Here is a 20967-nt window from a genome sequence, read left to right on the forward strand (position 1 = left end):
CTGTCGTAATACGGTAGTTATTCAAGCAAGGCCGTGTGATGGGTTCGGGTATCAGGCGGCGCGCGCGGCGATCAGCTTGCACGCGTGCGGCGGCAGCTCGGCGAGCACCGGCATGCCGAGCGCGAGCCCGGGCGTTTCGCGCGGCGTGGTTGCGGCGGTCAGCGTGAAGCCCACGCAATCGATCGTCGCTTCGAGCGAGGCGCCGACGTCGCGAATGAACGTGACGGTACCAGGCAGCCGGTTCGGGTTCGGTGCTTCCGTGGCCGCCTTCACGCAGATGTCCTCGGGGCGAATCAGCAGGCGGATCGCGTCGCCGGCCGCACCCGGCTGCCGCGCATCGGCGAGCGGCGCGCCCGGGTGCGGCGTCACCGCGATGCGCCGTCCGCCCGGCAGGCTCACGACGCCCGCGCCGTCGTACCGCACCGGCAGAATGTTGCCGAGCCCGATGAAGTCGGCGACGAACTCGCTGACCGGATCGCGGTAGATGTCGAGCGGCTTGCCGACCTGCGCGATGCGGCCTTTCTCCATCACGACGATCTCGTCGGCCATCGTCATCGCTTCGCGCTGGTCGTGCGTGACCATGATCGTCGTGATGCCGAGGCGTTGCTGCAGCAGGCGGATTTCGACCTGCATCGCTTCGCGCAGCTTCGCGTCGAGCGCGGACAGCGGTTCGTCGAGCAGCAGCAGTTGCGGCTCCGAAGCGATCGCGCGCGCGATCGCGACGCGTTGGCGCTGACCGCCCGACAGTTGCGTGACCGGCCGGTTCGCCATGTGCGGCAGCTGGATCAGCTCGAGCAGTTCGGCGACGCGGCGCGTTTGCCGTTCTTTCGCGACCTTGCGCAGCTTCAGCGGATACGCGACGTTCTGCGCGACCGTCATATGCGGAAACAGCGCGAGCGACTGGAACACCATGCCGAAGTCGCGCCGATTGGCCGGCAGTCGCGTGATGTCGCGGCCGGCGAAATGGATGCTGCCCTCGGTCGGCGTTTCGAGGCCTGCGATCATCCGCAGCAGCGTGGTCTTGCCGCAGCCGGACGGGCCGAGAAAGCACACGAGCTTGCCGTCGGGCACGCTCAGGTCGACGTCGTCGACGGCATGCACGGCGCCGAAGCGCCGCGTGACGGCCTGCAAGGTCAGAGGGGTCATCGGAGGCTCCAGCAAGGTGGCGGGTTCACAGCGCGACGCCTTCGTCGCCGATCAGCTTTTCGAGCAGCCAGATCAGGGCGAAGTCGATCGCGACGATGACCACCGCGAAACAGAACACGGTCGGATCGAGCGACGACACCGTGCGGCTATAGAGCCATACCGGCAGCGTCATCGTGTCGATGCTGTACAGGAAGAACGTCACCGTGAACTCGTTGAACGACACGATGAAGGCGAACAGCATGCCGGCGAGAATGCCGGGGCGCATCAGCGGCAGCACCACGTCGATGAGTGCGCGGCCGGGGCTCGCGCCCATCACGAGCGCGGCTTCCTCGAACTCGGGGCCGATCGACGCGACCGACGCCGCGCAGTTCTTCACCGTGAACGGCAGCGCCAGGATCACATGCGCGATGATCAGCCGGCCGACGCCAAGCTCGACCGGCAGCACGTTGAACACCAGCAGCAGCGACAGGCCGAGCATCACGAGCGGATAGACGAGCGGCAGCGCGACCAGTTGCTCGACCACCGGCTTGCCGTGAAAACGGTAGCGCGACAGCGCGTACGCGGCGGGCATGGAGACCAGCGTCGCGATCAGCATCGTCGATAGCGCGACGACGAGACTCGTGCTCAGCGCGGCGCCCATCGACAGCGTATCGGTCGCGTCCGGTGACACGAAGCTGTGCCACGCCGCGCGGTACCAGTGCAGGCTGTACGCGTGAGGCGGGAATTCGAGCGTGTCGGCCGCGCTGAACGACATCGCGATCATCGTCAGGATCGGCAGCGCGGCGAGAAACAGCACCACGCCCGCGACGAGTGCGGTCGCGCGGCCGAGCTGGCCGGGCATCGTCTGCGGCAGGCGCGGGAAGCGCGGGAAGCGCGGCGAACGAGGTTCGGTGCGAGGCAGGCGCGAGGTCGGCAGCGGCGTGCTCATGCGTGAGGCTCCCCGGTCAGACGTTGGGTGCGGCGCACGAGCCGTTGCGACAGCGCCATCACAGCGAGCGTCGCGATCATCAGCACTACGCCGGAAGCGGAGGCGGCCGGCCAGTTCAAGAGCGGCGCGACCTGATCGTGCACCAGCACCGCGAGCATCGGCACACGCCGGCCGCCGAGCAGCAGCGGCACCGCGAACGCGCTCGCGTTGTACGCGAACACCAGCAGCGCGCCCGACACGAGGCCCGGCATCGCGAGCGGCAGCAGCACGTGACGCAGCGTTTGCCAGCGCGTCGCGCCGAGCGTCGCGGCGGCTTCCTCGTACGAGATCGACACCGCGCGCATCGCGCTGGACAGCGGCAGCACGGCGAGCGGAAACGCGGTCTGGATCAGCCCCAGCAGCACGCCATGCTCGCGATACAGCCACATCACCGGACGCTCGACGAGTCCGCTCGCGAGCAGCGCGTGATTGAGCAGACCCGCCGGGCCGAGGATCACGAGCCAGCCATAGCCTTGCAGCAGCAGATTGACGAGCAGCGGCAGCAGCACACCCGCGAGCAGCAGCCGGCGCGCGAGCCGCGATGTCGTGCGCGCCATCGCGAGCGCGACCGGAATCGCGAGCACGACCGCGCACAGCATGCTCTGGAACGCGAGCCGCAGCGTCAGCCACAACGATTTCAGGAAGTAGCCGTCGAGCAGGTCCGCGTAGTTCTGCAGCGTGAAGCTGCGCCATTCATTGCCGGACGTGCCGAAGCTCATGCGCAGCACGACCAGTGCGGCCGCGCCGAGTATCGCCAGAAACAGCAGGATCGGCGCAAGTAGCAGCCACGGGCGCGCTTTCGCGAGCGTCGTTGCGCCAGCAGCGCGGTCGGTCACGGCCGTCGCAACAACTGCGGAAGCGGAGGCGCCGCCGCCGGGCGCTGGGCCCGGCGCGGCTTCGTCCGGCATCATCGCGGCACGCCGCGGGAAGCGCGCGAGCATCGTGGTTACGCCGAGAAGATTTCGGTGTAGCGCTTGATCCATGCCGGCTGCACGGCGGCGAGCGCCTTGTCGTCATGCAGCACGGCTTTCTCGGCGATCTGCTGCGGGCTCGGCACGAACGCGCGGCTCTCGGCCGGAATCATCGCTTTCGAGTTGACCGGGCCGTTCAGCACATCGGCCGCCATGCGGCCTTGCACGCCGGCATCGAGCGAGTGATTGATGAACGCGTGGATCAGGTCGGTATCGCCCGGATGCGCTTTCGGAATCACCGTGAACATCAGTTGCGTCGCGAAGCCTTCCTTCATGCCGTAGGTCACGCCCATCTTGTATTCGGGCTTGCGGATCTGATCCGGGAAAAACGCGGGCGAGTAGATGCCGCCGATGTCGAGCGAGCCCGTGCGGAACAGGTCGGCCACCTGGTTCGGGTTCTCGCCGAGCGTCATCACGCGGTCTTTGAGCTGCGCGAGCTTCTTGAAGCCGGGCTCGATGTTCTGCTGCGAGCCGCCGTTCATCTTCGCGGCGATGATCGCGAGATCGACCGCTTCGGCCCACTCGGGCGGCGGCAGGAATACGCGGCCGGCGTATTTCGGGTCCCACAGCGCCTCGTACGACGAAGGCGGCGTCTTGACCGTCGCGGTGTTGTAGATGAGGCCGTCGGACCACAGCAGATAGCCGACGCCGAAGCCGTTCGCGCCGGTGCGGTATGGCGGCGCGACTTCTTTCAGGTTCGGCAGGCGGTCGAGGTCGGGCTTCATCAGCAGGCCCGCGTCGGCGAGGCCGGAGGCGCCGACGCCGGCGAGCGTGATCACGTCATAGGTGGGGCGCTCGCCCGCTGCCTTGACTTTGGCGACCATGCCGGAGGTGCCGTCGGCGCGATCGGCGATGACCTTCGCGCCGGTCTTCGCCGTGAAGGTCGCGGCGATGTTGCGCAGCGCGGCCGTGCCGGTATCGTCCGACCACGTCAGGATGCGCAGCGTCTTGCCGCTGAAGTTGTGATCCTGTGCGCGCAGATTGAGGAACGGCATCGGCAGCGCGGATGCCGCGAGCGCCGTACCGATCGTCTTGATGGCCTGCCTTCTACCCCGTTTGATCTGCTGCATGGCGGTCTCCTGTGTTGAACGCCCGTTGCCCATGATTCGCCGTGACCGCTGCCGGATCTACCGTGCGTGGATGCACTGTAGGTTTGCCAAAATCACGCAACAATCGAAATATGCGCATGGATCGCATGACGTACGCTCATGGCTCGCCGCCAGCGAACGCGGTGGCGAGCGATTTGGCGACGCCCCGGGAAGCTACGGGCGATGGCTTATGCGGGTTAACGTCCAGATCTGCCCGAGGAATCCCAGCGTGCGTCGAGGTATGAGGAAAGCTCGGTTCTGGTGCGATTGCTGAAGGCTTCTTTGCACCGCGCCGGTGCGACATTCCTCGGTACGGGCGTTTTTCACGCATGCCATGAGTCGAACGCATGCGGGTTTGCCTGCGCGCCCACTCGTGCGCGCATAGCCGATCGCGTATGCTGTGGGCTTGACGGGCAGGGCGGCGAGGGGCGCTGCCGCAGCCACGCAATGATTTTTTCTGATCCTGGACATCCGATGCGACGCCTACCGCCGCTCAACGCGCTGCAGATTTTCGAAACCGTCGCGCGCCATCGCAGCTTCACGCGTGCCGCCGATCATCTGTGCCTGACGCAAGGCGCGGTCAGCCGGCAGATCATCGCGCTCGAGGAGTACTACAAGTTTCCGCTGTTCAAGCGTCACGCAAAGGGGCTGACGCTGACCGCCGAGGGCGAAATGCTGCTGCCGGCGGTCAAGGAGAGCTTCGCGCGGATCGAGGAAATGTCGCTGCGCTTGACGAGGCAGCGCACCGATCTCGCGCTCAAGGTGCCGACCTGCGTGATGCGCTGGATGCTGCCGAAGATCATGCGCTTCCAGTCCGACTATCCCGATCTGCACGTGCAGATCACGACCACCTGGCAGCACGACGTCGATTTCCAGAGCGAGCCGTTCGACGCGGCGATCATCTATGGTTCGTCGCCCGGTGCGGACGTGCAGGCGGTGTCGCTGTTCGAGGAGCGTCTGACGCCGGTCTGCACGCCCGAGCTGCTGAAGGACAAGCCGCTCGCGCAGGTCGCCGATCTCGGGCGCCACACGCTGCTGCATCCGACGCGCGATCACCGCGACTGGAAGATGTGGCTCGCGAAAGTCGCGGAAGCCGATTCGGCGGGCGCCGCGACGATCGACGCGGAGCTCGGCCCGAGCTTCGATACGCTCGACATGGCGACCAACGCCGCCGCGCAGGGTTTCGGTGTCGCGATCAGCGACCTCGCGCTAATCGACGAGGACGTCGCCGCCCGGCGCCTCGTGCGGCCGTTCGATACCGTGCTGAAGACCGGCTGGCGCTATTACTTCGTGTATCCGGACTCAGTCGCGCAACAGCAGAAGCTGAATCTGTTCCGCGACTGGATCGCCGAGCATTGGGAAGAGTGAGGTTGCCGTCCGCCCGTGCCGGATAAGGCATCGCGTCACGGCGCGAACGACAGAAACAGATAAGCCGCGAACAGCGACAGATGCACGGCGCCTTGCAGAATCGTCGTGCGCCCGGTGCTGAGCGTCAGCGTCGCGACCACCAGCGTGAGCGCGAGCAGCACCATGTCCTTGCCATCGATGCCGAGCACGATGGGCTGACCGATGTACAGGAACACGCCGGCGACGGTGGGAATGGTCAGGCCGATACTCGCCAGTGATGAGCCGAGCGCGAGGTTCAGGCTGGTCTGCAGACGGTCGGCGCGCGCCGCGCGCAGCGCCGCGAGTCCTTCCGGCAACAGCACCAGCGACGCAATCACGATGCCGACCACCGCCGGCGGCGCGCCCGCGCTCAGCACCGCGGACTCGACCACCGGCGACAGCACTTTCGCGAGCAGCACGACCGCGACGAGGCTCACGAGCAGCAGCACGCCGCTGATGGCGGCGAGGCGCGCGCCGGGCGGCTCGGCATGGACGTCTTCGTCGGGCACGCCGGCGAGGAAGTAGTCGCGATGGCGCACCGTCTGCACGAACACGAACACGCAGTACAGCACCAGCGACGACACGCCGGCAAACGCGAGCTGCGACGGCGACAGGACAGGCCCGGGGCTGGTGGTCGTGAAATTCGGCATCACGAGCGTCAGTACCGACAGCGATGCGAGCACCGCCAGCGCGGCCGCCGCGCCGCGGCTCTGGAAGTCCTGTTCCAGATGGCGGATGCCGCCCACCAGCAGACACAGCCCGACGAGCCCGTTGCAGACGATCATCACGGCCGCGAATACCGTATCGCGCGCGAGGCCGGCTTTCTCGGGACCGGACGTCAGCATCACCGAGACGATCAGCGCCACCTCGATCACCGTGACGGCGACCGCGAGCACCAGCGTGCCAAACGGCTCGCCGACGCGATGCGCGACCACTTCGGCATGATGCACGGCGGCAAACACGGCCGCGCATAGCGACATGCCGGCCAGTGCGAGCAGCAGCGTGTTGCCCGGCATCGCGTAGGCGGCGGCGAGCACGATCCAGCTAACGATCGGCGCGACGAGGGTCCAACGAGGCAAGACGGTCGCGGACGAAGTCATGCGGCCTTCCTTTCGGTGCGTGTGTGAACTTGAAGTAATATCTTAACAAGTGACGTTAAGCTATTAAATTATCGGGGATAACTCGTTACGAGAAGCCGTCGCCACGCGGTCGGGTCGTCATCGCGACGCGCGTAGCGCATTGAAAATATCGCGGTTTCGGGGGCGCGGGGAATCGCCGCGTCGGATGGTGCGATGGCCGCACCGTGAGGCAATGATGTCGAGCGCTGCATCGGAGGGGGAATTGGCGTCGCGGCGGAGCTTTCCGCCGTCGACGCCAGCTTGCTGCTGTTACCGCAACTTCTTCGGCCGTTCGACCGGATTACTGGCCCATCGCGCGGATCGACAGTGCGCTCTTCACCGACGTCACGCCTGCCACGCCTTGAGCGGCGTTCGTCGCGAGTTCGATCTGAGCCTGTTCCGGCACCGAGCCTTCCAGCGTGACGGCGCCTTCGCGTGCGCGCACGGTGATGTTGCCGACGGTCAGGCCCTTCGTACGTGCGAGCGTCGCGCGGACCTTCTTCTGCAGCGCGCGATTAGCCGCGCGAGTCTGCTTGGCGGTCGGTGCCATTGCCGCCGGCGCTGCGGTCGCGGCCGCCTCGCTGCTTTGCGCGTACGCGTTGAGGGAAGCGAGAACGACCAGTGCGCCGCCGATCATCTTGATTGCCGAGAATGCTTTCATTCAACCATCTCCTGTTGTCGTAGAACGTCGATCCCCGGATGGGGTCGATTTTTTTACACCAGCGGGTACGGCGGGATTCAATGCCAATGGAACAGGTACAGCAGTCTGCGAACGCTTTCAGCCGACACGCAGTTTCAGCGAGCCGCGAAGCGCGCGCCGAAACATGCAAACGGCCGTGTGACCGGCCGGATGAACACAATACAACAATTGGTGCCATGTTGACTTCCATGGCGCAGAAAATGAGGCTTCGGTACAACGAATTTGTCGAGCGTAACCGGTCGATGACGTGGGAGTGGGGCGACTGCGCGCTTGTCGCGAGGCCGTAGGTTTCAGCACCGATTTCAGCACCGACTCAAGGACACCCAGCGCATGCGAAACGAAGCTCTTCCGATCCGACCGTTGCGCCGCGAGGATCTGCCGATCGATACCGTGGAACTCGCGCGCTTCATGGTCGGCAAATATCTCGTGCACGATCTGCCCGAAGGACGCCTGAGCGGACGCATCGTCGAGACCGAGGCGTATCCGCTCGGCGACTCGACGAGCCATGCGTTCATCGGACGTCGTCCGTACAACGGGTCGATGTTCCTCGCGCGCGGTCATGCTTATGTGCGGCTCACCTACGGCGTGTCTTACATGCTCAACATGTCGTCCGAAGCGGAGGAGGTCGGCGCCGGCATCCTGCTGCGCGCGATCGAACCGCTCGAAGGACTCGCGCTGATGGAAGCGCGCCGTCCCGGCGTGCCGCTGCGCGATCTCGCGCGCGGACCCGGCCGGCTGACGGTGGCGTTCGGCATCGGCCAGGCGCTCGACGGCCGCGATTTGTGTACGGGGCGGGGGCTATGGATCGGCGTGATCGAGACTGGCGACGCGCCGATCGGCGTGACGACGCGCATCGGCCTGTCGCGCGAGATGCACCGTCCGTTGCGATTTTTCGAGCCGGGCAGCGCGTTCGTCAGCGGCCCGCGCAAGCTACTGACGATTCCGCATTCGGGCGCATGACGTCGCAGCTACGCGCGTACATCGATTCAGACGTTTCGGCGTGCGTGCGGGCGAATTTTTTCTTCGATCAGACGTATTTCGGAAACATCAGACGCAAAGGTGACGATCCGGGCAATTGTTACCCCGAAGATCATGCTAACGGAGGCGGTTCCACGATATTTTCCGAGATCGTTGCGAACTGAGCAATTTTCTATCTCGAAATTAAGGGTTTTCCCTTGGCAGTGCGGTGACTAGACTCAAGTCATTCGCTGGACACCGAGGTGTCGGCGATGCAGATAAAACCACATTGGAGGGAAGTCACCATGAAATCGCTGATCAAGGCAGTTGCCATTGCGGCCCTTGTCGCCGCGCCAGTCGTATCGTTCGCGCAGTCGAGCCAGCAGCCGGTCACCCGCGCGGAAGTCCGCAGCGAACTGATCCAGCTGGAGCACGCGGGCTACAACCCGGCGACCTCGAGCGACCCGAAATATCCGGCCGACATCCAGGCCGCCGAGCAGCGCGTGCAGGCGCAAAATCCGACCGTCGCGCAAACCCAGCCGAGCGCTGATACCAGCGGTTACGGCGCGCCGATGAGCGGATCGACCCAGGCGGGCGGCATGAAGCAGCCGATGAGCGGCCCGAAGAGCGTCTATTTCGGTAACTAATTTCGGTAACTAATTTCGGTAACTAATTTCGGTAACTAAGCAGGCAGCAGAATCTGTGTGCGCGTCGTTTGACGGCGCACACAGCGTTTCATACCCGGTACTGTTTCAAACGAGCGCGCCGCACTCATGCGCCCGAGAGCGTGTGATCCGCGCGCGTAGCGTTCCTCTTTCCGAAGGAACCTCCGCTGCCGCAAGGTAGCTTGGCCCAAGCTCTTAGAGGTTTGGGCTTTTTTTGCGTCTGGTCCCGCGCGGATGATCGATGCGGTGTCGCTCAGCGAAAACCGTGCTGCCTGTCAGAGCCGTTCGCCGTGAATATAGAACTCGAGTTGCTGAATCGTGAACTGCTGTTCCGCGATGATGTCCTTCACGAGGTCGCCAATCGACACCATGCCGACCAGCCTCTCGTTGTCGATGACAGGCAGGTGACGCATGCGCCGCTCGGTCATCAGCGCCATGCAGTCTTCGGTCGTCTGGTCCGGACGAACGAAGCGCACCGCCTTGCTCATGATGTCGCGCACCGGCGTCGCCTTCGACGACCGGTCCATCAGCACGATCTTGCGCGCGTAGTCGCGCTCCGTGATGATGCCGGCGATGCTGTCGCCGTCCGTCACCACCAGCGCGCCGATGCTTTTCTCGGCCATCAACCGGATCGCCTCGTAGACGGAATCGTCGGCGCCGATCGTGTAGACGTCGGAGGGGTTCGGTTTCGTTTTAAGAAGCTGTGCAACGCTTGTCATGGAGCGGCTCCGTTTCGCAATGCAGCACGCCGAAGTGGCGCACTGTCGTGAGGGACAGGCGATACCAGTATAGGCGCGACGTGCGCCCGCGGTACACCGGGAATACCTCGGGCGCGCCGGACGATGCGCGCTGGATTGACGCGGTCCGCGCGGGCTTGTTTCGGGTCTCGGGCTCGTGTTTCGCGTGATGCGCGTGTGCCGGGTGCGGCTTGTCGCGGGGCAGCGTCCCGTGCAAGCGAAGGGGCATCCACGTGCTGCATGCGGATTAGCGGTAAACTCGCAGTCCACACCTTATCCCCGGCTCGACCGGGTTCATGCCAGCACCATTGTTCAACGCCATGCTCACGTCTCAGGATCCATCGCCCGCAGCGGACGGCGCCGTCACCGGCGAATGCGTCGTGCTCGACGCCACCGCCACGCTGCCCACGCGCTACGGCACGTTCACTTCCTATGTGTTTCGCGTGGTCGACAGCGGCGCCGAACATCTCGCGCTCGTGATGGGCGATGTCGCCAACCAGTCGTCGGTGCTGACGCGCCTGCATTCGGAATGTCTGACGGGCGACGTGCTCGGCTCCTATCGCTGCGACTGCGGCGAGCAGCTCGATCTCGCGCTGCGCTATATCGCGGCAGAGGGTTGCGGCGTACTGCTGTATCTGCGCGGCCACGAAGGACGCGGCATCGGTCTGTCCAACAAGATCCGCGCGTATGCGCTGCAGGAGCAGGGGCGCGATACCGTCGAAGCCAACCTCGATCTCGGCCTGCCCGACGATTCACGCGAATACGATTCGGCCGCGGGCATCCTGCGCACGCTGAAGGTCACGTCGGTGCGGCTGATGAGTAACAATCCCGAAAAGTTCGACACGCTGTCGAAGCACGGCATTCCGGTGTGCGAGCGTGTCGCGCTCGCGATTCCGATGCGCGAGGAAAACGAGCGGTATATCCGCACGAAGCAGCTGAAGTTCGGGCATTACTTCGACGAGAATGAGTAGCCATGTTTTCAGGCTTGTCTCGGTAAGCCCAAAGCCTTCCCAGGATATACGGCAAGTAACTGAATTTTAAGAAAAATATTAACGCTTCAGGCCCGTCGGTTGGTGTGTCGACGCGTGTCTCCGCTTACCCAAACTTGTGATGCTGGCATAGGTTTTTGTGCCGTTATGCAGAAAACCTGCGCCGAGGGAAGAATGCGCTTTGATGCACGTGCCGTGGCCAAGCTGCCGAGCGGCAAGGCACATGACGTTTGAGGGATTTCCAGGCCTACGCCTACCAGGCTTCAACGAGCCGCAAGTCATGGACGTATCGCTATAAGTCGCCGATCGACGGTCGCATGCGACAGGTGAAGCTCGTGAGTGGCCGTCGACCTCATTTGCTGCAGCGATCGCTGCGTGGCAAACGAAGCGCGTCGAACGCGATTCCGGAGCCGAACCTTCGACACTGCGGAGAACGGGAATCAGCGGCTGCGCACCCAGGCGATTACACCGTCAGACAGCGGTGCCGCGACTATCTGGAAGGGTATGTAGAAGTAAATCGGAAGACAAAGGGAGCGGTCGAGGTCGCACGTATATTCAAGGCGAAGCTGGGGCCTATAGGGGATATGCGCGTCACAGCCGTCACACGCGCCCAGGCTTTCGATTTCCTCGAGTCGTACCGGTCGACGCCGGTGCTCGCCTCGCGCCTTCGCATGGAACTGGGTAGCGCCTGGCATTACGCGCTTGATGCTGGTCGTCTTCCTGAACAACATCAGCAAGAAGTGGACGATGCCGATCCGCGACTGGAAGGCCGCACTGAACCGCTTCACGATCCAGTTCGAAGAGCGGCTGGTGCCGGGTTAAGCCTCAACCCGTTTACACAAAATTCCGGACACCCCCCGCGCTTGCCCGTCACGCATTGGTCCGCCCACGACCTTCGACGCGCAACTCGGACGCTTCTTGCAACGCTGGGATGTCCCAACGATATTGCCGAGGCAGTCCTCGGCCACGTACAGCCCGGAATCATCGGCGTCTACAACCGCGATACTTATCACAGGGAAAGGCGTGAGTGGCTCACGCAGCTGTCGCATCGCCTGGCGGCTCCAGCGCCGCCCAGATCTCGTTGCTTATTTTTCGTCTTGTCATCCTGCCAGGATATGGCGTCTGGGCCCAGCCGCGCTGTCCAGGTTGTATTAACGACTCTTAGCGGGAAACGGTATACCACTACACCGCGTAGCTGATCACGTCGGGTGGAAATCGATAGCCAACATAGGAGAGCGGGTTGTCGACGGCGGTATCGTTCTGTTGGGCGGCTGCTTTCATGAACGAAATCATCGCCGGGCCCCCTTAAACCTGCCAATACGTGAACAAAGCCTGGAGAGTATCTCCGTCTTAAGCATCCTTTCAGTTTCGTCTGCATACCATACGATTGTCCATTTCGTCCGGTGGCCCAGCCGATGTCCACGTGATTTGGTGGCGGTCGAGTTGATCACCAGGAAAAGAGTCCAGGGGCACCTTCATGACCTTCGGGGACTTTCGTGTTCCGCCTGACTCGCGGCGGTTCCCATGATCCATAAAAGTTCGACCGTTAGCGTACCGGCCGTGACCGATGTGCCGCGGCACATTGCAATCATTATGGACGGCAATGGCCGCTGGGCGGCGCAGCGCAGGCTGCCCCGAGTGGCCGGTCACGTCAAGGGTGTCGAAGCGGTCCGCGCGATCGTCGAGGGCTGCGCGCGGCGCGGCGTCGAATTCCTGACGCTGTTTGCATTCAGTTCGGAGAACTGGCGCCGGCCGGAGGACGAAGTGTCGTTCCTGATGCGTCTGTTCGGGGCGACGCTACAGCGTGAAACGGCACGGTTGCACAAGAATGGCATCCGCTTGCGCGTCGTTGGTGATCTATCGGCGTTCGATGCGCACCTTCGGGCGCTCGTGAAGCGAGGGGAAATCAGAACCGCCCACAATACGCGTATGACGCTGACCATTGCGGCGAATTACGGCGGTCGCTGGGATATCCTTCACGCTATAAGCGAGCTACCCGCACGGAGTGCCGTCGATGGTCACGCCGTGCCGGTCGACGAAGCCAGCTTCGCGCAATATCTGGCGATGGCGTACGCGCCGGAACCCGATCTGCTGATCCGGACCGGAGGTGAGCAGCGCATCAGCAACTTCCTGCTATGGCAGCTCGCGTACACTGAACTCTACTTCACCGACATATTCTGGCCAGATTTTGACGACGCCGCGCTTGATGCCGCACTCGCATCATATCGGGCGCGCGAACGTCGTTTTGGGCGCGCAAATGCATGACAGAGGTGTGAAGTATTCACTCATGCTAGACGCCTACTTTATCGGGAGGAGATGGGTCACTCAGACAATCTCCTGCTGTACGAAATGGCCGGTGCCATTCTGTCAGCCGCGCCGCGATCGCGGCACGCCACTGGCGAATTGCGCAACCGCTACTTTTCCACGCTCGTCGAAGGGCTTGAGGTCGTCGAGGCCTGTTTCCGACACTGGATCAGGTCAAACGAGATTTTGCGAAGATTATGCTGCATTATTCAAGACGCTCTGTTTAGTTATCGCGACCCAGCGACATTTGGCTCAAAAGCTGTGATTTGCAGGAGACGAACGATGGGCTACTGGCGCTCATAAGGAGGTTCGGTCCATGCATTTTCTTGGGACTCGGTGTTCGCCGTGCAGGATTCGCTCAGGCGGGCTGGCCGGTGGTTGCTGCAATGCGGAGACGCCGGGTCATTTGACCAACGTCAAAACCCTGCGGTGCAATGAGAAGAACGTGAGAGAAGTCCAGGATGCGAAGCTTATCTGATGCTTAGCGAAGTCATGTTTGGGATGACTGAACAAACCAGAGTGATGCTTCGAGCCGTGGGATTTCTCATGTAATCAGCGTACTCCTGGGCAACTTAAGGCGAGGTTAACGATGCGCATCAACGGCGAACGTGTCGAAGCGTGCATTGTCGGCGCGCTATTGGTGTTCAATGCCGCGCCCGGCCTCTTTCAGGAAGAGCAGGCAAATTGTGTCGTCGATGCATTGAGGCAGCGCAGAGTCGGCTCGGTGTCGATCCGGCTCCCGCGTTATCGTGATGATGTGGGCCGCCGGCCTTCAATGCTTCAGGCAAGTGTCGGCGTTCTTCCATGTGCAGACGTCGAGTCCGGTGTGAATGACCGGAGGTACCGACTTCCCTTCCGCGAGGTCACGCATGACCATCGCGGCGCGGTAGCCCATTTCCTCGGGCCGCTGGCCGACGAGCACATTCACCTTGTGTTCCTTGAGCGCTTGCAGTTCGGGCCCGAGCGTATCCGCCGAGACGATCACGAACTTGCCGTTCTTGATCTTGTCCATTATCGGCGCGACAACCTGCGAAAAAGCCTGCGGCGCAAAGAGAGGCCAGCCGCCCGCTAGCAGAAAGGCGTCGAGACCGGTAGGGTGGGCGGTCAGCGTGTCCTGCATCATCTGGTTCGCCTTGGCGGCGTCGTCGTTCACGTAGAGCGGACAGCCACTGATCTCATGCCAGCCGTTCTCGCCAGCGAGCTTCGTGATCCCTTTCTTCCCGGAGAGCACATCGCGCGCGCCCTGGGCCCGCTGGTTGATGTTCTCCGCTGCCGGATTGCCCATCACCAGGCAGACATTGCCGCCTTTCGGCATCAGCATCTTCAACTGCTCGCCAAGCTTGGCGCCCAGTTCGTAGTTGTCGGTGCCGACATAGCTCTTGCGCAGTGACGCATCCTTCGGCAGCAGATCGGCATCCGCGGTGATGACCGGGACCGATCCGCCGCGGCGGCGCAGCACCTCCGCCACAGCCGGCGCGTTCGCGGGCGAGATCGCCATGCTCGCGACGCCCTTGGTCAGCAGATCGTCGATGATCTGCACTTGCGCGCTCTCGTCCGCGGCGGTCGCGGGACCGGTGTAGTAGCAGTTGTAGCCTTGCTTGTTGAGTTCCTTGTTCGCCCGTTCGCATCCTTGATGCATGAGGTCGAAGTACGGGTTGTCGAGACCCTTCACCACCAGCGCAAGGGTCTTATCGGCCGCGAAGCCAGAGGACGCCAGCATCGCGAGTCCTCCAGCCGCGGCAAGACACATCCACAGTTTCTTCATTGCTTCCTCCTGTTCGGCGCCGGCTCTACGGTGCCCATGTGGGCCTACACAGTCTTTAACGATCGAACGACAGGCCCGAAATCGGAACTCGGCCTTGGAGCGGATCCTCGCGGTCTTGTGAACCCATGCGTGCGGCAGTTCCGCGCCTAATCCGGCCGCACCCGCTTCCCGCGGCACCGGCCGGGAAGCGGCCGGCGCGTCCAACGACATTTCAATCTCCTTGCCGCTCGCCACCGAGCCTGTTAAAAAGCACCGCGACGACGATGAAGCTGCCGACGACCGTGCCCTGCCAGAACGCGTCGACGCCGAGCAGGATCAGGCTGTTGCGGATGACCTCGATGAGCGCCGCGCCGACGATCGTGCCGAAGGCGCTGCCAACCCCGCCGATCAGATTGGTCCCGCCGACCACGGTAGCAGCGATCACGCGCAGTTCGTCGCCCGTGCCGAGGCCTGTCGTCACCGCGCCTAGCCAGCCGACTTCGAGAATCGCCGCGACGCCCGCCATGAGGCCGCAGAGCATGTAGACGGAACAAACGATGCGGCGCACCGGTACGCCGGTGAGAGTCGCCGCATGACGGTTGCCGCCGATCGCGAACACATAGCGGCCCCAGCGCGTCCAGCCGAACGCGAACCAGAACAACAGCCCAAGCAGGATCAGGAACCACACCGGATTGGCGACGCCGAGCGTCGCGCCGCCGCCGAGCGCGAGGAGCTTGCTCCCGTCGGGGCCGAAATCGAAAATGGTCCGGCTGCGGGAGATCACGAGTGCGAGGCTGCGGCCGACGCTCAGCATGGCGAGCGTCACGACGAAAGGCTGCATGCCGAGATACGCGATGAGCAAGCCGTTGACGAGGCCGACCAGCCCGGCGGTCAGTAGTCCCATGCTGATACCGGCCCAGATCGGGTAGCCCGCGTTCATGACGACCGAGAGCACGATACCGCTGATGCCGATCGTCGAGCCAACCGAAATGTCGATGCCGCCCGTGACGATCACCGCCATCATTCCCAGCGCCACGATGGCGACGAAGGCGAAGTTTCGCGTAACGTTGAAAAGATTCTCGGAGGTCGCGAAGGTCGAGGTCGCAAAAGACAGGGCGATACAGGCGACGATCGTTGCCAGCACGACCCAGAACACCTGGCTTGCGAGCAATCCCGACCAGCGAGTATGCGTCCTCGCGGACTGTGGATCATCGAGCAATGGCGGGGTTGTAGGGGGCCTTCGCGGCGCGTCGTTCAATGTGGTGGCTCCGATGCGAGGCAGTTTCAGGCAGCGGCGATGGCGCCGGTGATCAGTCCGGTCACTTCTTCCGGGGAGGACTCTTCGGTCTTCTTGTCGGCGACCTTGCGCCCGCGCCGCATGACAACCACCCGATGGGCAACGGCGAATACGTCAGGCATGCGGTGGCTGATGAGGATGACGGCGATACCGTGTTCGGACAGGCGTCTGATGAGATCCAGCACCTCGACGACCTGGCGCACACTGATCGAGGCGGTCGGCTCGTCCATGAGGACGAGCCTTGCTTCCGAGAGGCGTGTGCGGGCGATGGCCACCGCCTGCCGCTGTCCCCCCGACATTTGCCTGACGAGGTCGCGCGGGCGCGTCTCGGACTTCAGTGCCTTGAACAGTTCACCCGCACGCCGATACATGGTCGCGTGATCGAGCACGCGGATAGGCCCGAACCCGACCCGCGGTTCGCGGCCAAGGAAAACGTTGGCGGCTGCCGTCAGGTTGTCGCAGAGCGCGAGATCCTGATAGACGACTTCGATGCCGCGCGCGCGCGCGTCGACCGGCTTGTTGAAATGCACGGGATTTCCATCGATGAGAATTTCGCCGTGCGAAGGTGGAAAGTTGCCGGCGACGACCTTCACCAAAGTCGATTTCCCGGCCCCGTTATCGCCCATGAGCCCCACGACCTGACCTGACTCCAGACTGAGCGTCACGTCGGTCAGGGCCTGAATGGCGCCGAAATGCCTGGAAACGCCTCTGAGCTCAAGAAGACTCATGGACAGTCGTGCTCGCTGGAGTGGGGGCGTCCATGGCATTGGCCGGACGGCCAGTAGACACTCGAAGGAAGTAAATATTTTTTAGCGCACGATAGGGCATTTAGCAAGGCACTTCGGCCACCCGTCGAACGTGCCGCCGAATCGGAAGGCGCGTCCAGTGCGGCTGCGCACGAAGCGGCGAGCGGTGGCCGCTGAGGGGCGTCGAGCCACTCGCGTCCATCGGAAAATGTCATCCAGCGGACTTCGCGCCACAGGCGCCGCTCCTGGCATGACAAGTACGATCGCCCCAATTGAGGCAGGCCTGAAAGCTTCTGGCGCGTCCGTGCGAGGGTAATCACTCATTAGCCCAAGCGGTCCTGGATGTCTTGAGAATGGGTCGTACGTACACGGGCTAAAGGGCTGGCACGCGGAGATCGTCGCTGGCGCGCCGGCCGTCGACGGACGCTCATCCCTGGCGACGCTGCATGATCACCAATCTGGCGATTTGGCCGCTCCGCCAACCAGTGGTGTCTGTTGAACCTGAAACTGCCCCAGCGCCCAACCGAATGACTCGATTTCCCGCTTGTGCAGCATCGCGAGCTTCAACAGGCACCGCTCGCCTTTTTCCGTCAGGTGGACCTGCACGAGTCGCCGGTCGGAAGCGTCGGGGCGACGCTCGACGAGCCCGGCGGCTTCGCAGCGGGACACGAGCGCCGCGGTGCCGTTGGGCGCTGCCTGCAACCGTTCAGCCAGTTCGCCGATACTGGCCCAGGAGCGCTCGGGAAATCCCCTGACGTGAAGGAGCATCTGATATTGCAGAGGCGTGACTCCTTCCGCGTGAGTAATTTCTTCCGAATACCGCAGGAACCTGCGTAACTGGTAACGGAATGCCGACATGGCTTCGAGATCCTGCTTGTTGGGCATGCCGACCCGGATGTGCGGTGATGTTTGCTTCACTTTGCTACCTGTCTCGTTCGGAACATGGACCAGGCGCCTGAAACCGGATTCTCTGCAGCCTTGCTGAAATCCTGTTGCTCTATCGCAAGGCGCACCGGCAATGCGGCGTGACGGGGTGACAGCGCAAAATCGTATCAGATGGATTGCGTGCCCGCGCCGGATCTGGATGCGGTGAACGGTGGGTGTTCCGTATCGCCACGAGCGTCAAGGTTGGTGAACACGCGTTGATAGGACTATAGTGCATGGCACGGCATGACATGATTGCCGAGGCCTGTCTACCCGGTCGCACCGACCGATTCAGGCGGGCGGTGCGATGTTCGATCATCCCCCCAAGACCGCTCGGCTTCTTTCTGCGTGGACCTTGTATTGCGTGCATGGGACCGATCGAGGCCCCCGCGCCGAACGATGACGCGGTGTTGTCATGCGAGGAGAAGCGGGATATGGCCCCCACGAAGCTCGACGGCAAGGAAGGAGATTCGGCGCCTCCTGAAAACGCGCAAGAAGTCGTGAAGCCGCTCGACCTCTATCGCATGAGCATGCTGGGGTTCTGCCTCGGGATCGTGACCGGTTTTGGCGCGGTCGTGTTCAGGATGCTGATCGGCACTATCCATAATGCGGCGTTTCTCGGACGCCTTTCGCCGCTCTACGACGCGAGCCAGTTTACCCCGCCGTCGCCGTGGGGCGCATGGGTGATTCTCGTGCCGGTAGCAGGCGGCTTCGTGGTCACGTGGCTGGTAAGCCGCTTCGCGCCGGAAGCAAAAGGGCATGGCGTGCCAGAAGTGATGGACGCGATCTATTTCGGGGGCGGCGTGATCCGTCCGGTCGTGGCGGTCGTCAAGTCGCTCGCATCGGCGATCGCGATCGGCACCGGTGCGGCGGTGGGCCGGGAAGGTCCGATCATCCAGATCGGTTCGGCACTGGGCTCGACGCTGGGTCAGTGGCTGCGGATGCCCGCCAGTCAGCGGATCATTCTCGTTGCGAGCGGCGCGGGGGCCGGCATTGCCGCGACGTTCAATACGCCGATCGGCGGCGTACTGTTCGCGACCGAGCTGATGATGCCGGAAATCAGCGTGGGGACTTTTCTGCCCGTCGCACTGGCAACGGGCACCGCCACGTTCGTGGGACGGCTGTTCCTTGGCGGAGCAGCGGCTTTCCTGGTTCCCCCTCAACTCGGAGCGCTCGATAACCATCTCGCGAGCGGCTTCACGCTGCTGCTTTACGCGCTGCTCGGGGTCGTGGCCGGCGTGGCGGCCGCGTTGCTGATTCGCGGATTGCACTGGGCGGAGGACGCCTTCGATCGCGTTCCGGGGCGTTTTGCGCGCCACGCGCTCGGCATGCTGTTCGTCGGCGTAATGATGTATCTGCTGATGCGCTACGCAGGCCACTACTACGTGGAAGGCGTGGGCTACGCCACGATCCAGGCGACGCTCAATGAACAGTTGCAAGGTGGCCTGTTCCTGCTGCTGCTTGCGCTGTGCAAGATGGCCGCGACGTCGGTTAGCCTCGGCTCCGGCTCGTCGGGCGGCGTGTTCTCGCCGTCGCTGTTCATCGGCGCGACGTTGGGCGCCGCGCTGGCGTCCCTGTTCCATCTGCTGGTGCCGGCCGCTCCGGTGAGCGTGCCTGCATTCGCGATGGTCGGCATGGGGGCGGTGGTCGCGGGCGGCACGGGTGCCGCGATGACGGCAGTGGCGATGATCTTCGAAATGACGCGCGATTACGACATCGTGCTGCCGATGATACTTGCGGTTGCGTTCAGCATCGGCACCCGCCGGCTCCTCTCGCGCGAGACGATCTACACGATGAAACTCGTCAAGCGCGGTCATGTCATTCCAGATGCGTTGCACGCCAATATGTTTCTCGTGCAGAACGCGGGGGCGATCATGGAGGCCGACATACTGGTGCTCGACGCGGACGTCCCGTTTCGCGATCTCCTCGATCGCATGGGCGTCGCGCCGTTCCGGCACATCGTCGTCACGAAGGCAGGCATGCTGTACGGCGTGCTGCGCATCAACACTGGCCTGCGCCGCGCGGTCAGCCATGACAATCCGACGGTCACGATCGGGCAACTCGCGCATCGCAACTTCATCGTCGTGAAGCGATCCGATGCGGCGTTCGAAGTGATCAGCGAACTCCGGCAGCGCCGCGCGGTGATGGCCGTGGTCCTCGTCGATGCCGCTGTCGATGGCGCGTTCGACGTGTCCGGCGTGATTGCGAAGGAGCATATTGCGGACGCCGTCGCCCGCAGTATCGATATTTTCCAGCCCCGGGTTCGCGGAAGGACCGCCACGTCGATGCAATCCGTGCGCGTCAACGACGCTTCGTATGCCGTGCACGGCAGGGGTCTCAAGGTGAGCGACCGTGAAGCTGAAAACTGAGTGGCGGACGTTGCGCGAGCGGCTCAAGGCCGCGGTGCACCTTGCGGATTCCGGGAGCACACGGGAAGACCGTTCGCCCGACGCAACCCCCGACCCGCGCGAGTGGGTGATCGTCTATCGCACCGAGCGCGGGTTCTGCTGCATGTACCGGGGCGAGCCGGTCGAATTCGACGAGATGCTGGACGTGCAGATATGGTCGGAGGAAGAGGACGTGCGGCTCTGGTACTTCGGGCTTTGAACTGGTCCGCGCGTCGTGCGCTGCGCAATTAGCGGTACACCAGGTCGGCGCGGCGATTCTGCGACCACGACGCCTCGTCGTGCCCCAGCGCAACCGGTTTTTCTTTGCCCAGGCTGACGGCTTCCAGTTGAGTCCCGGGCACGCCAAGCGTTTCCAACTCACGCATGACGGCCTGCGAGCGCCGCTCGCCCAGGGCGAGATTGTATTCGGTGGTGCCGCGCTCGTCGGTGTTGCCCTGTATCAGCACATGCTGGGACGGATGCCGGCGCAGATAGTCCGCATGTGCCTGGAGTAGCGCCTGATAGTCATCCCTGACCGTATAGCTGTCGAAATCGAAATAGATGCTTCGCTTTGCAAGCGGACTGTTGGGATTGTTCAGTTCGTCGATCGTCGAGGGACTGGTACTGAGCGCCGACGCATTGGCAGCCTGGCCGCTCGATGTGACCGTTTGCGGCGTTTTCGTTTCATGACATCCGGCGAGCAGCGCGAGCATCACGAACGTGAGCCGGATCGTGCATTTTTTCATTCTGTCTTATATGGACGCCTCCCGGTTTGCCAGGTGATATTCGGTGTGTGACGGACAGGATGAGGTTGCAGACTTATATCCGGCCTGTGGTGCGG

Annotated in this window: 19 protein-coding genes; 7 read left to right on the forward strand and 12 right to left on the reverse strand. The window is 63.4% G+C overall.

The genetic code is table 11. The annotated features are described in order from the left end of the window. Nucleotides 1-51: 51 nt before the first annotated feature. From HDG34_RS34255 to HDG34_RS34270, 4 genes are read right to left on the reverse strand one after another with little or no spacing between them, the layout of a single operon-like run. Nucleotides 52-1146: an ABC transporter ATP-binding protein gene (locus HDG34_RS34255; RefSeq protein ID WP_184067208.1), complete on the reverse strand. Its 1095-nt coding sequence runs from the start codon at nt 1144-1146 to the stop codon at nt 52-54. Between the two features lie 25 nt (nt 1147-1171). Next, on the reverse strand, nt 1172-2074 hold the full coding sequence (locus tag HDG34_RS34260; RefSeq protein ID WP_184067211.1) for an ABC transporter permease: 903 nt from the start codon (nt 2072-2074) through the stop codon (nt 1172-1174). Next, nucleotides 2071-3054 (reverse strand): ABC transporter permease, encoded by a 984-nt coding sequence (locus HDG34_RS34265; protein ID WP_184067248.1) that lies wholly within the window; start codon nt 3052-3054, stop codon nt 2071-2073. Before HDG34_RS34265 ends, HDG34_RS34260 begins: the two co-directional genes overlap by 4 nt. A 5-nt stretch (nt 3055-3059) precedes the next feature. Next, nucleotides 3060-4154, reverse strand: coding sequence for a PotD/PotF family extracellular solute-binding protein (locus tag HDG34_RS34270; RefSeq protein WP_184067213.1), 1095 nt, complete (start codon nt 4152-4154; stop codon nt 3060-3062). 492 nt (nt 4155-4646) lie between these two features. On the opposite strand from HDG34_RS34270, the gene HDG34_RS34275 reads away from it, so the two are divergent. Further along, nucleotides 4647-5540, forward strand: a complete 894-nt coding sequence (locus HDG34_RS34275; protein ID WP_090805978.1) for a LysR substrate-binding domain-containing protein — start codon at nt 4647-4649, stop codon at nt 5538-5540. A gap of 35 nt (nt 5541-5575) precedes the next feature. Here the strand turns inward: HDG34_RS34275 and HDG34_RS34280 are convergent, their stop codons facing one another. Further along, the gene (locus HDG34_RS34280; protein WP_184033990.1) at nt 5576-6658 is read right to left on the reverse strand and encodes a calcium:proton antiporter; all 1083 of its coding nucleotides are present in this window, start codon (nt 6656-6658) and stop codon (nt 5576-5578) included. A gap of 319 nt (nt 6659-6977) precedes the next feature. Further along, a complete protein-coding gene (locus HDG34_RS34285) occupies nt 6978-7337 on the reverse strand; it encodes a BON domain-containing protein (RefSeq protein ID WP_184067215.1) in 360 nt (119 codons plus the stop codon). Nucleotides 7338-7706: 369 nt separating this feature from the next. Here HDG34_RS34285 and HDG34_RS34290 point away from each other — a divergent pair, with 369 nt between their 5' ends. Beyond that, nucleotides 7707-8336 (forward strand): DNA-3-methyladenine glycosylase, encoded by a 630-nt coding sequence (locus tag HDG34_RS34290; protein ID WP_184067218.1) that lies wholly within the window; start codon nt 7707-7709, stop codon nt 8334-8336. A 302-nt stretch (nt 8337-8638) separates the two neighbouring features. Further along, complete coding sequence (locus HDG34_RS34295) at nt 8639-8980, forward strand: DUF4148 domain-containing protein (RefSeq protein ID WP_184067221.1); 342 nt, start codon at nt 8639-8641, stop codon at nt 8978-8980. Between the two features lie 293 nt (nt 8981-9273). Here HDG34_RS34295 and HDG34_RS34300 read toward each other — a convergent pair whose 3' ends face one another. Continuing rightward, entirely contained in the window at nt 9274-9717 is a 444-nt protein-coding gene (locus HDG34_RS34300; RefSeq protein ID WP_018420894.1) for a CBS domain-containing protein, read from the reverse strand. A gap of 338 nt (nt 9718-10055) precedes the next feature. On the opposite strand from HDG34_RS34300, the gene ribA reads away from it, so the two are divergent. Together ribA and uppS are read left to right on the forward strand one after the other, a co-directional pair. Beyond that, nucleotides 10056-10706: a GTP cyclohydrolase II gene (gene ribA / locus HDG34_RS34305; RefSeq protein ID WP_090805969.1), complete on the forward strand. Its 651-nt coding sequence runs from the start codon at nt 10056-10058 to the stop codon at nt 10704-10706. A gap of 1542 nt (nt 10707-12248) precedes the next feature. Then, entirely contained in the window at nt 12249-12989 is a 741-nt protein-coding gene (gene uppS / locus HDG34_RS34315) for a polyprenyl diphosphate synthase (RefSeq protein ID WP_184067224.1), read from the forward strand. A gap of 811 nt (nt 12990-13800) precedes the next feature. Here the strand turns inward: uppS and HDG34_RS34320 are convergent. The 4 genes from HDG34_RS34320 to HDG34_RS34335 all read right to left on the reverse strand — a co-directional run bounded on the left by HDG34_RS34320 (nt 13801) and on the right by HDG34_RS34335 (nt 17700). Next, nucleotides 13801-15003 carry a sugar-binding protein gene (locus tag HDG34_RS34320; protein ID WP_260321428.1) on the reverse strand — a complete coding sequence of 401 codons (1203 nt, stop codon included), beginning with the start codon at nt 15001-15003 and terminating at the stop codon, nt 13801-13803. A gap of 1 nt (nt 15004) precedes the next feature. Next, nucleotides 15005-15943, reverse strand: coding sequence for an ABC transporter permease (locus tag HDG34_RS34325; protein WP_221309349.1), 939 nt, complete (start codon nt 15941-15943; stop codon nt 15005-15007). A 113-nt stretch (nt 15944-16056) separates the two neighbouring features. After that, nucleotides 16057-16797, reverse strand: a complete 741-nt coding sequence (locus HDG34_RS34330) for an ATP-binding cassette domain-containing protein (protein WP_184067230.1) — start codon at nt 16795-16797, stop codon at nt 16057-16059. 468 nt (nt 16798-17265) lie between these two features. After that, nucleotides 17266-17700, reverse strand: a complete 435-nt coding sequence (locus HDG34_RS34335) for a MarR family winged helix-turn-helix transcriptional regulator (protein WP_090805961.1) — start codon at nt 17698-17700, stop codon at nt 17266-17268. 473 nt (nt 17701-18173) lie between these two features. On the opposite strand from HDG34_RS34335, the gene HDG34_RS34340 reads away from it, so the two are divergent. Both HDG34_RS34340 and HDG34_RS34345 read left to right on the forward strand, forming a co-directional pair. Next, nucleotides 18174-20108, forward strand: a complete 1935-nt coding sequence (locus tag HDG34_RS34340) for a chloride channel protein (protein ID WP_184067233.1) — start codon at nt 18174-18176, stop codon at nt 20106-20108. Next, nucleotides 20092-20346 (forward strand): hypothetical protein, encoded by a 255-nt coding sequence (locus HDG34_RS34345; protein WP_184067236.1) that lies wholly within the window; start codon nt 20092-20094, stop codon nt 20344-20346. Before HDG34_RS34340 ends, HDG34_RS34345 begins: the two co-directional genes overlap by 17 nt. Nucleotides 20347-20374: 28 nt before the next feature. On the opposite strand, the gene pal is transcribed toward HDG34_RS34345, so the two are convergent. Beyond that, nucleotides 20375-20872, reverse strand: coding sequence for a peptidoglycan-associated lipoprotein Pal (pal, locus tag HDG34_RS34350; protein ID WP_184067238.1), 498 nt, complete (start codon nt 20870-20872; stop codon nt 20375-20377). Nucleotides 20873-20967: the final 95 nt, after the last annotated feature.

Origin of the sequence: Paraburkholderia sp. HC6.4b, from assembly GCF_014200875.1 — a bacterium.
GTDB classification, from domain to species: domain Bacteria; phylum Pseudomonadota; class Gammaproteobacteria; order Burkholderiales; family Burkholderiaceae; genus Paraburkholderia; species Paraburkholderia tuberum.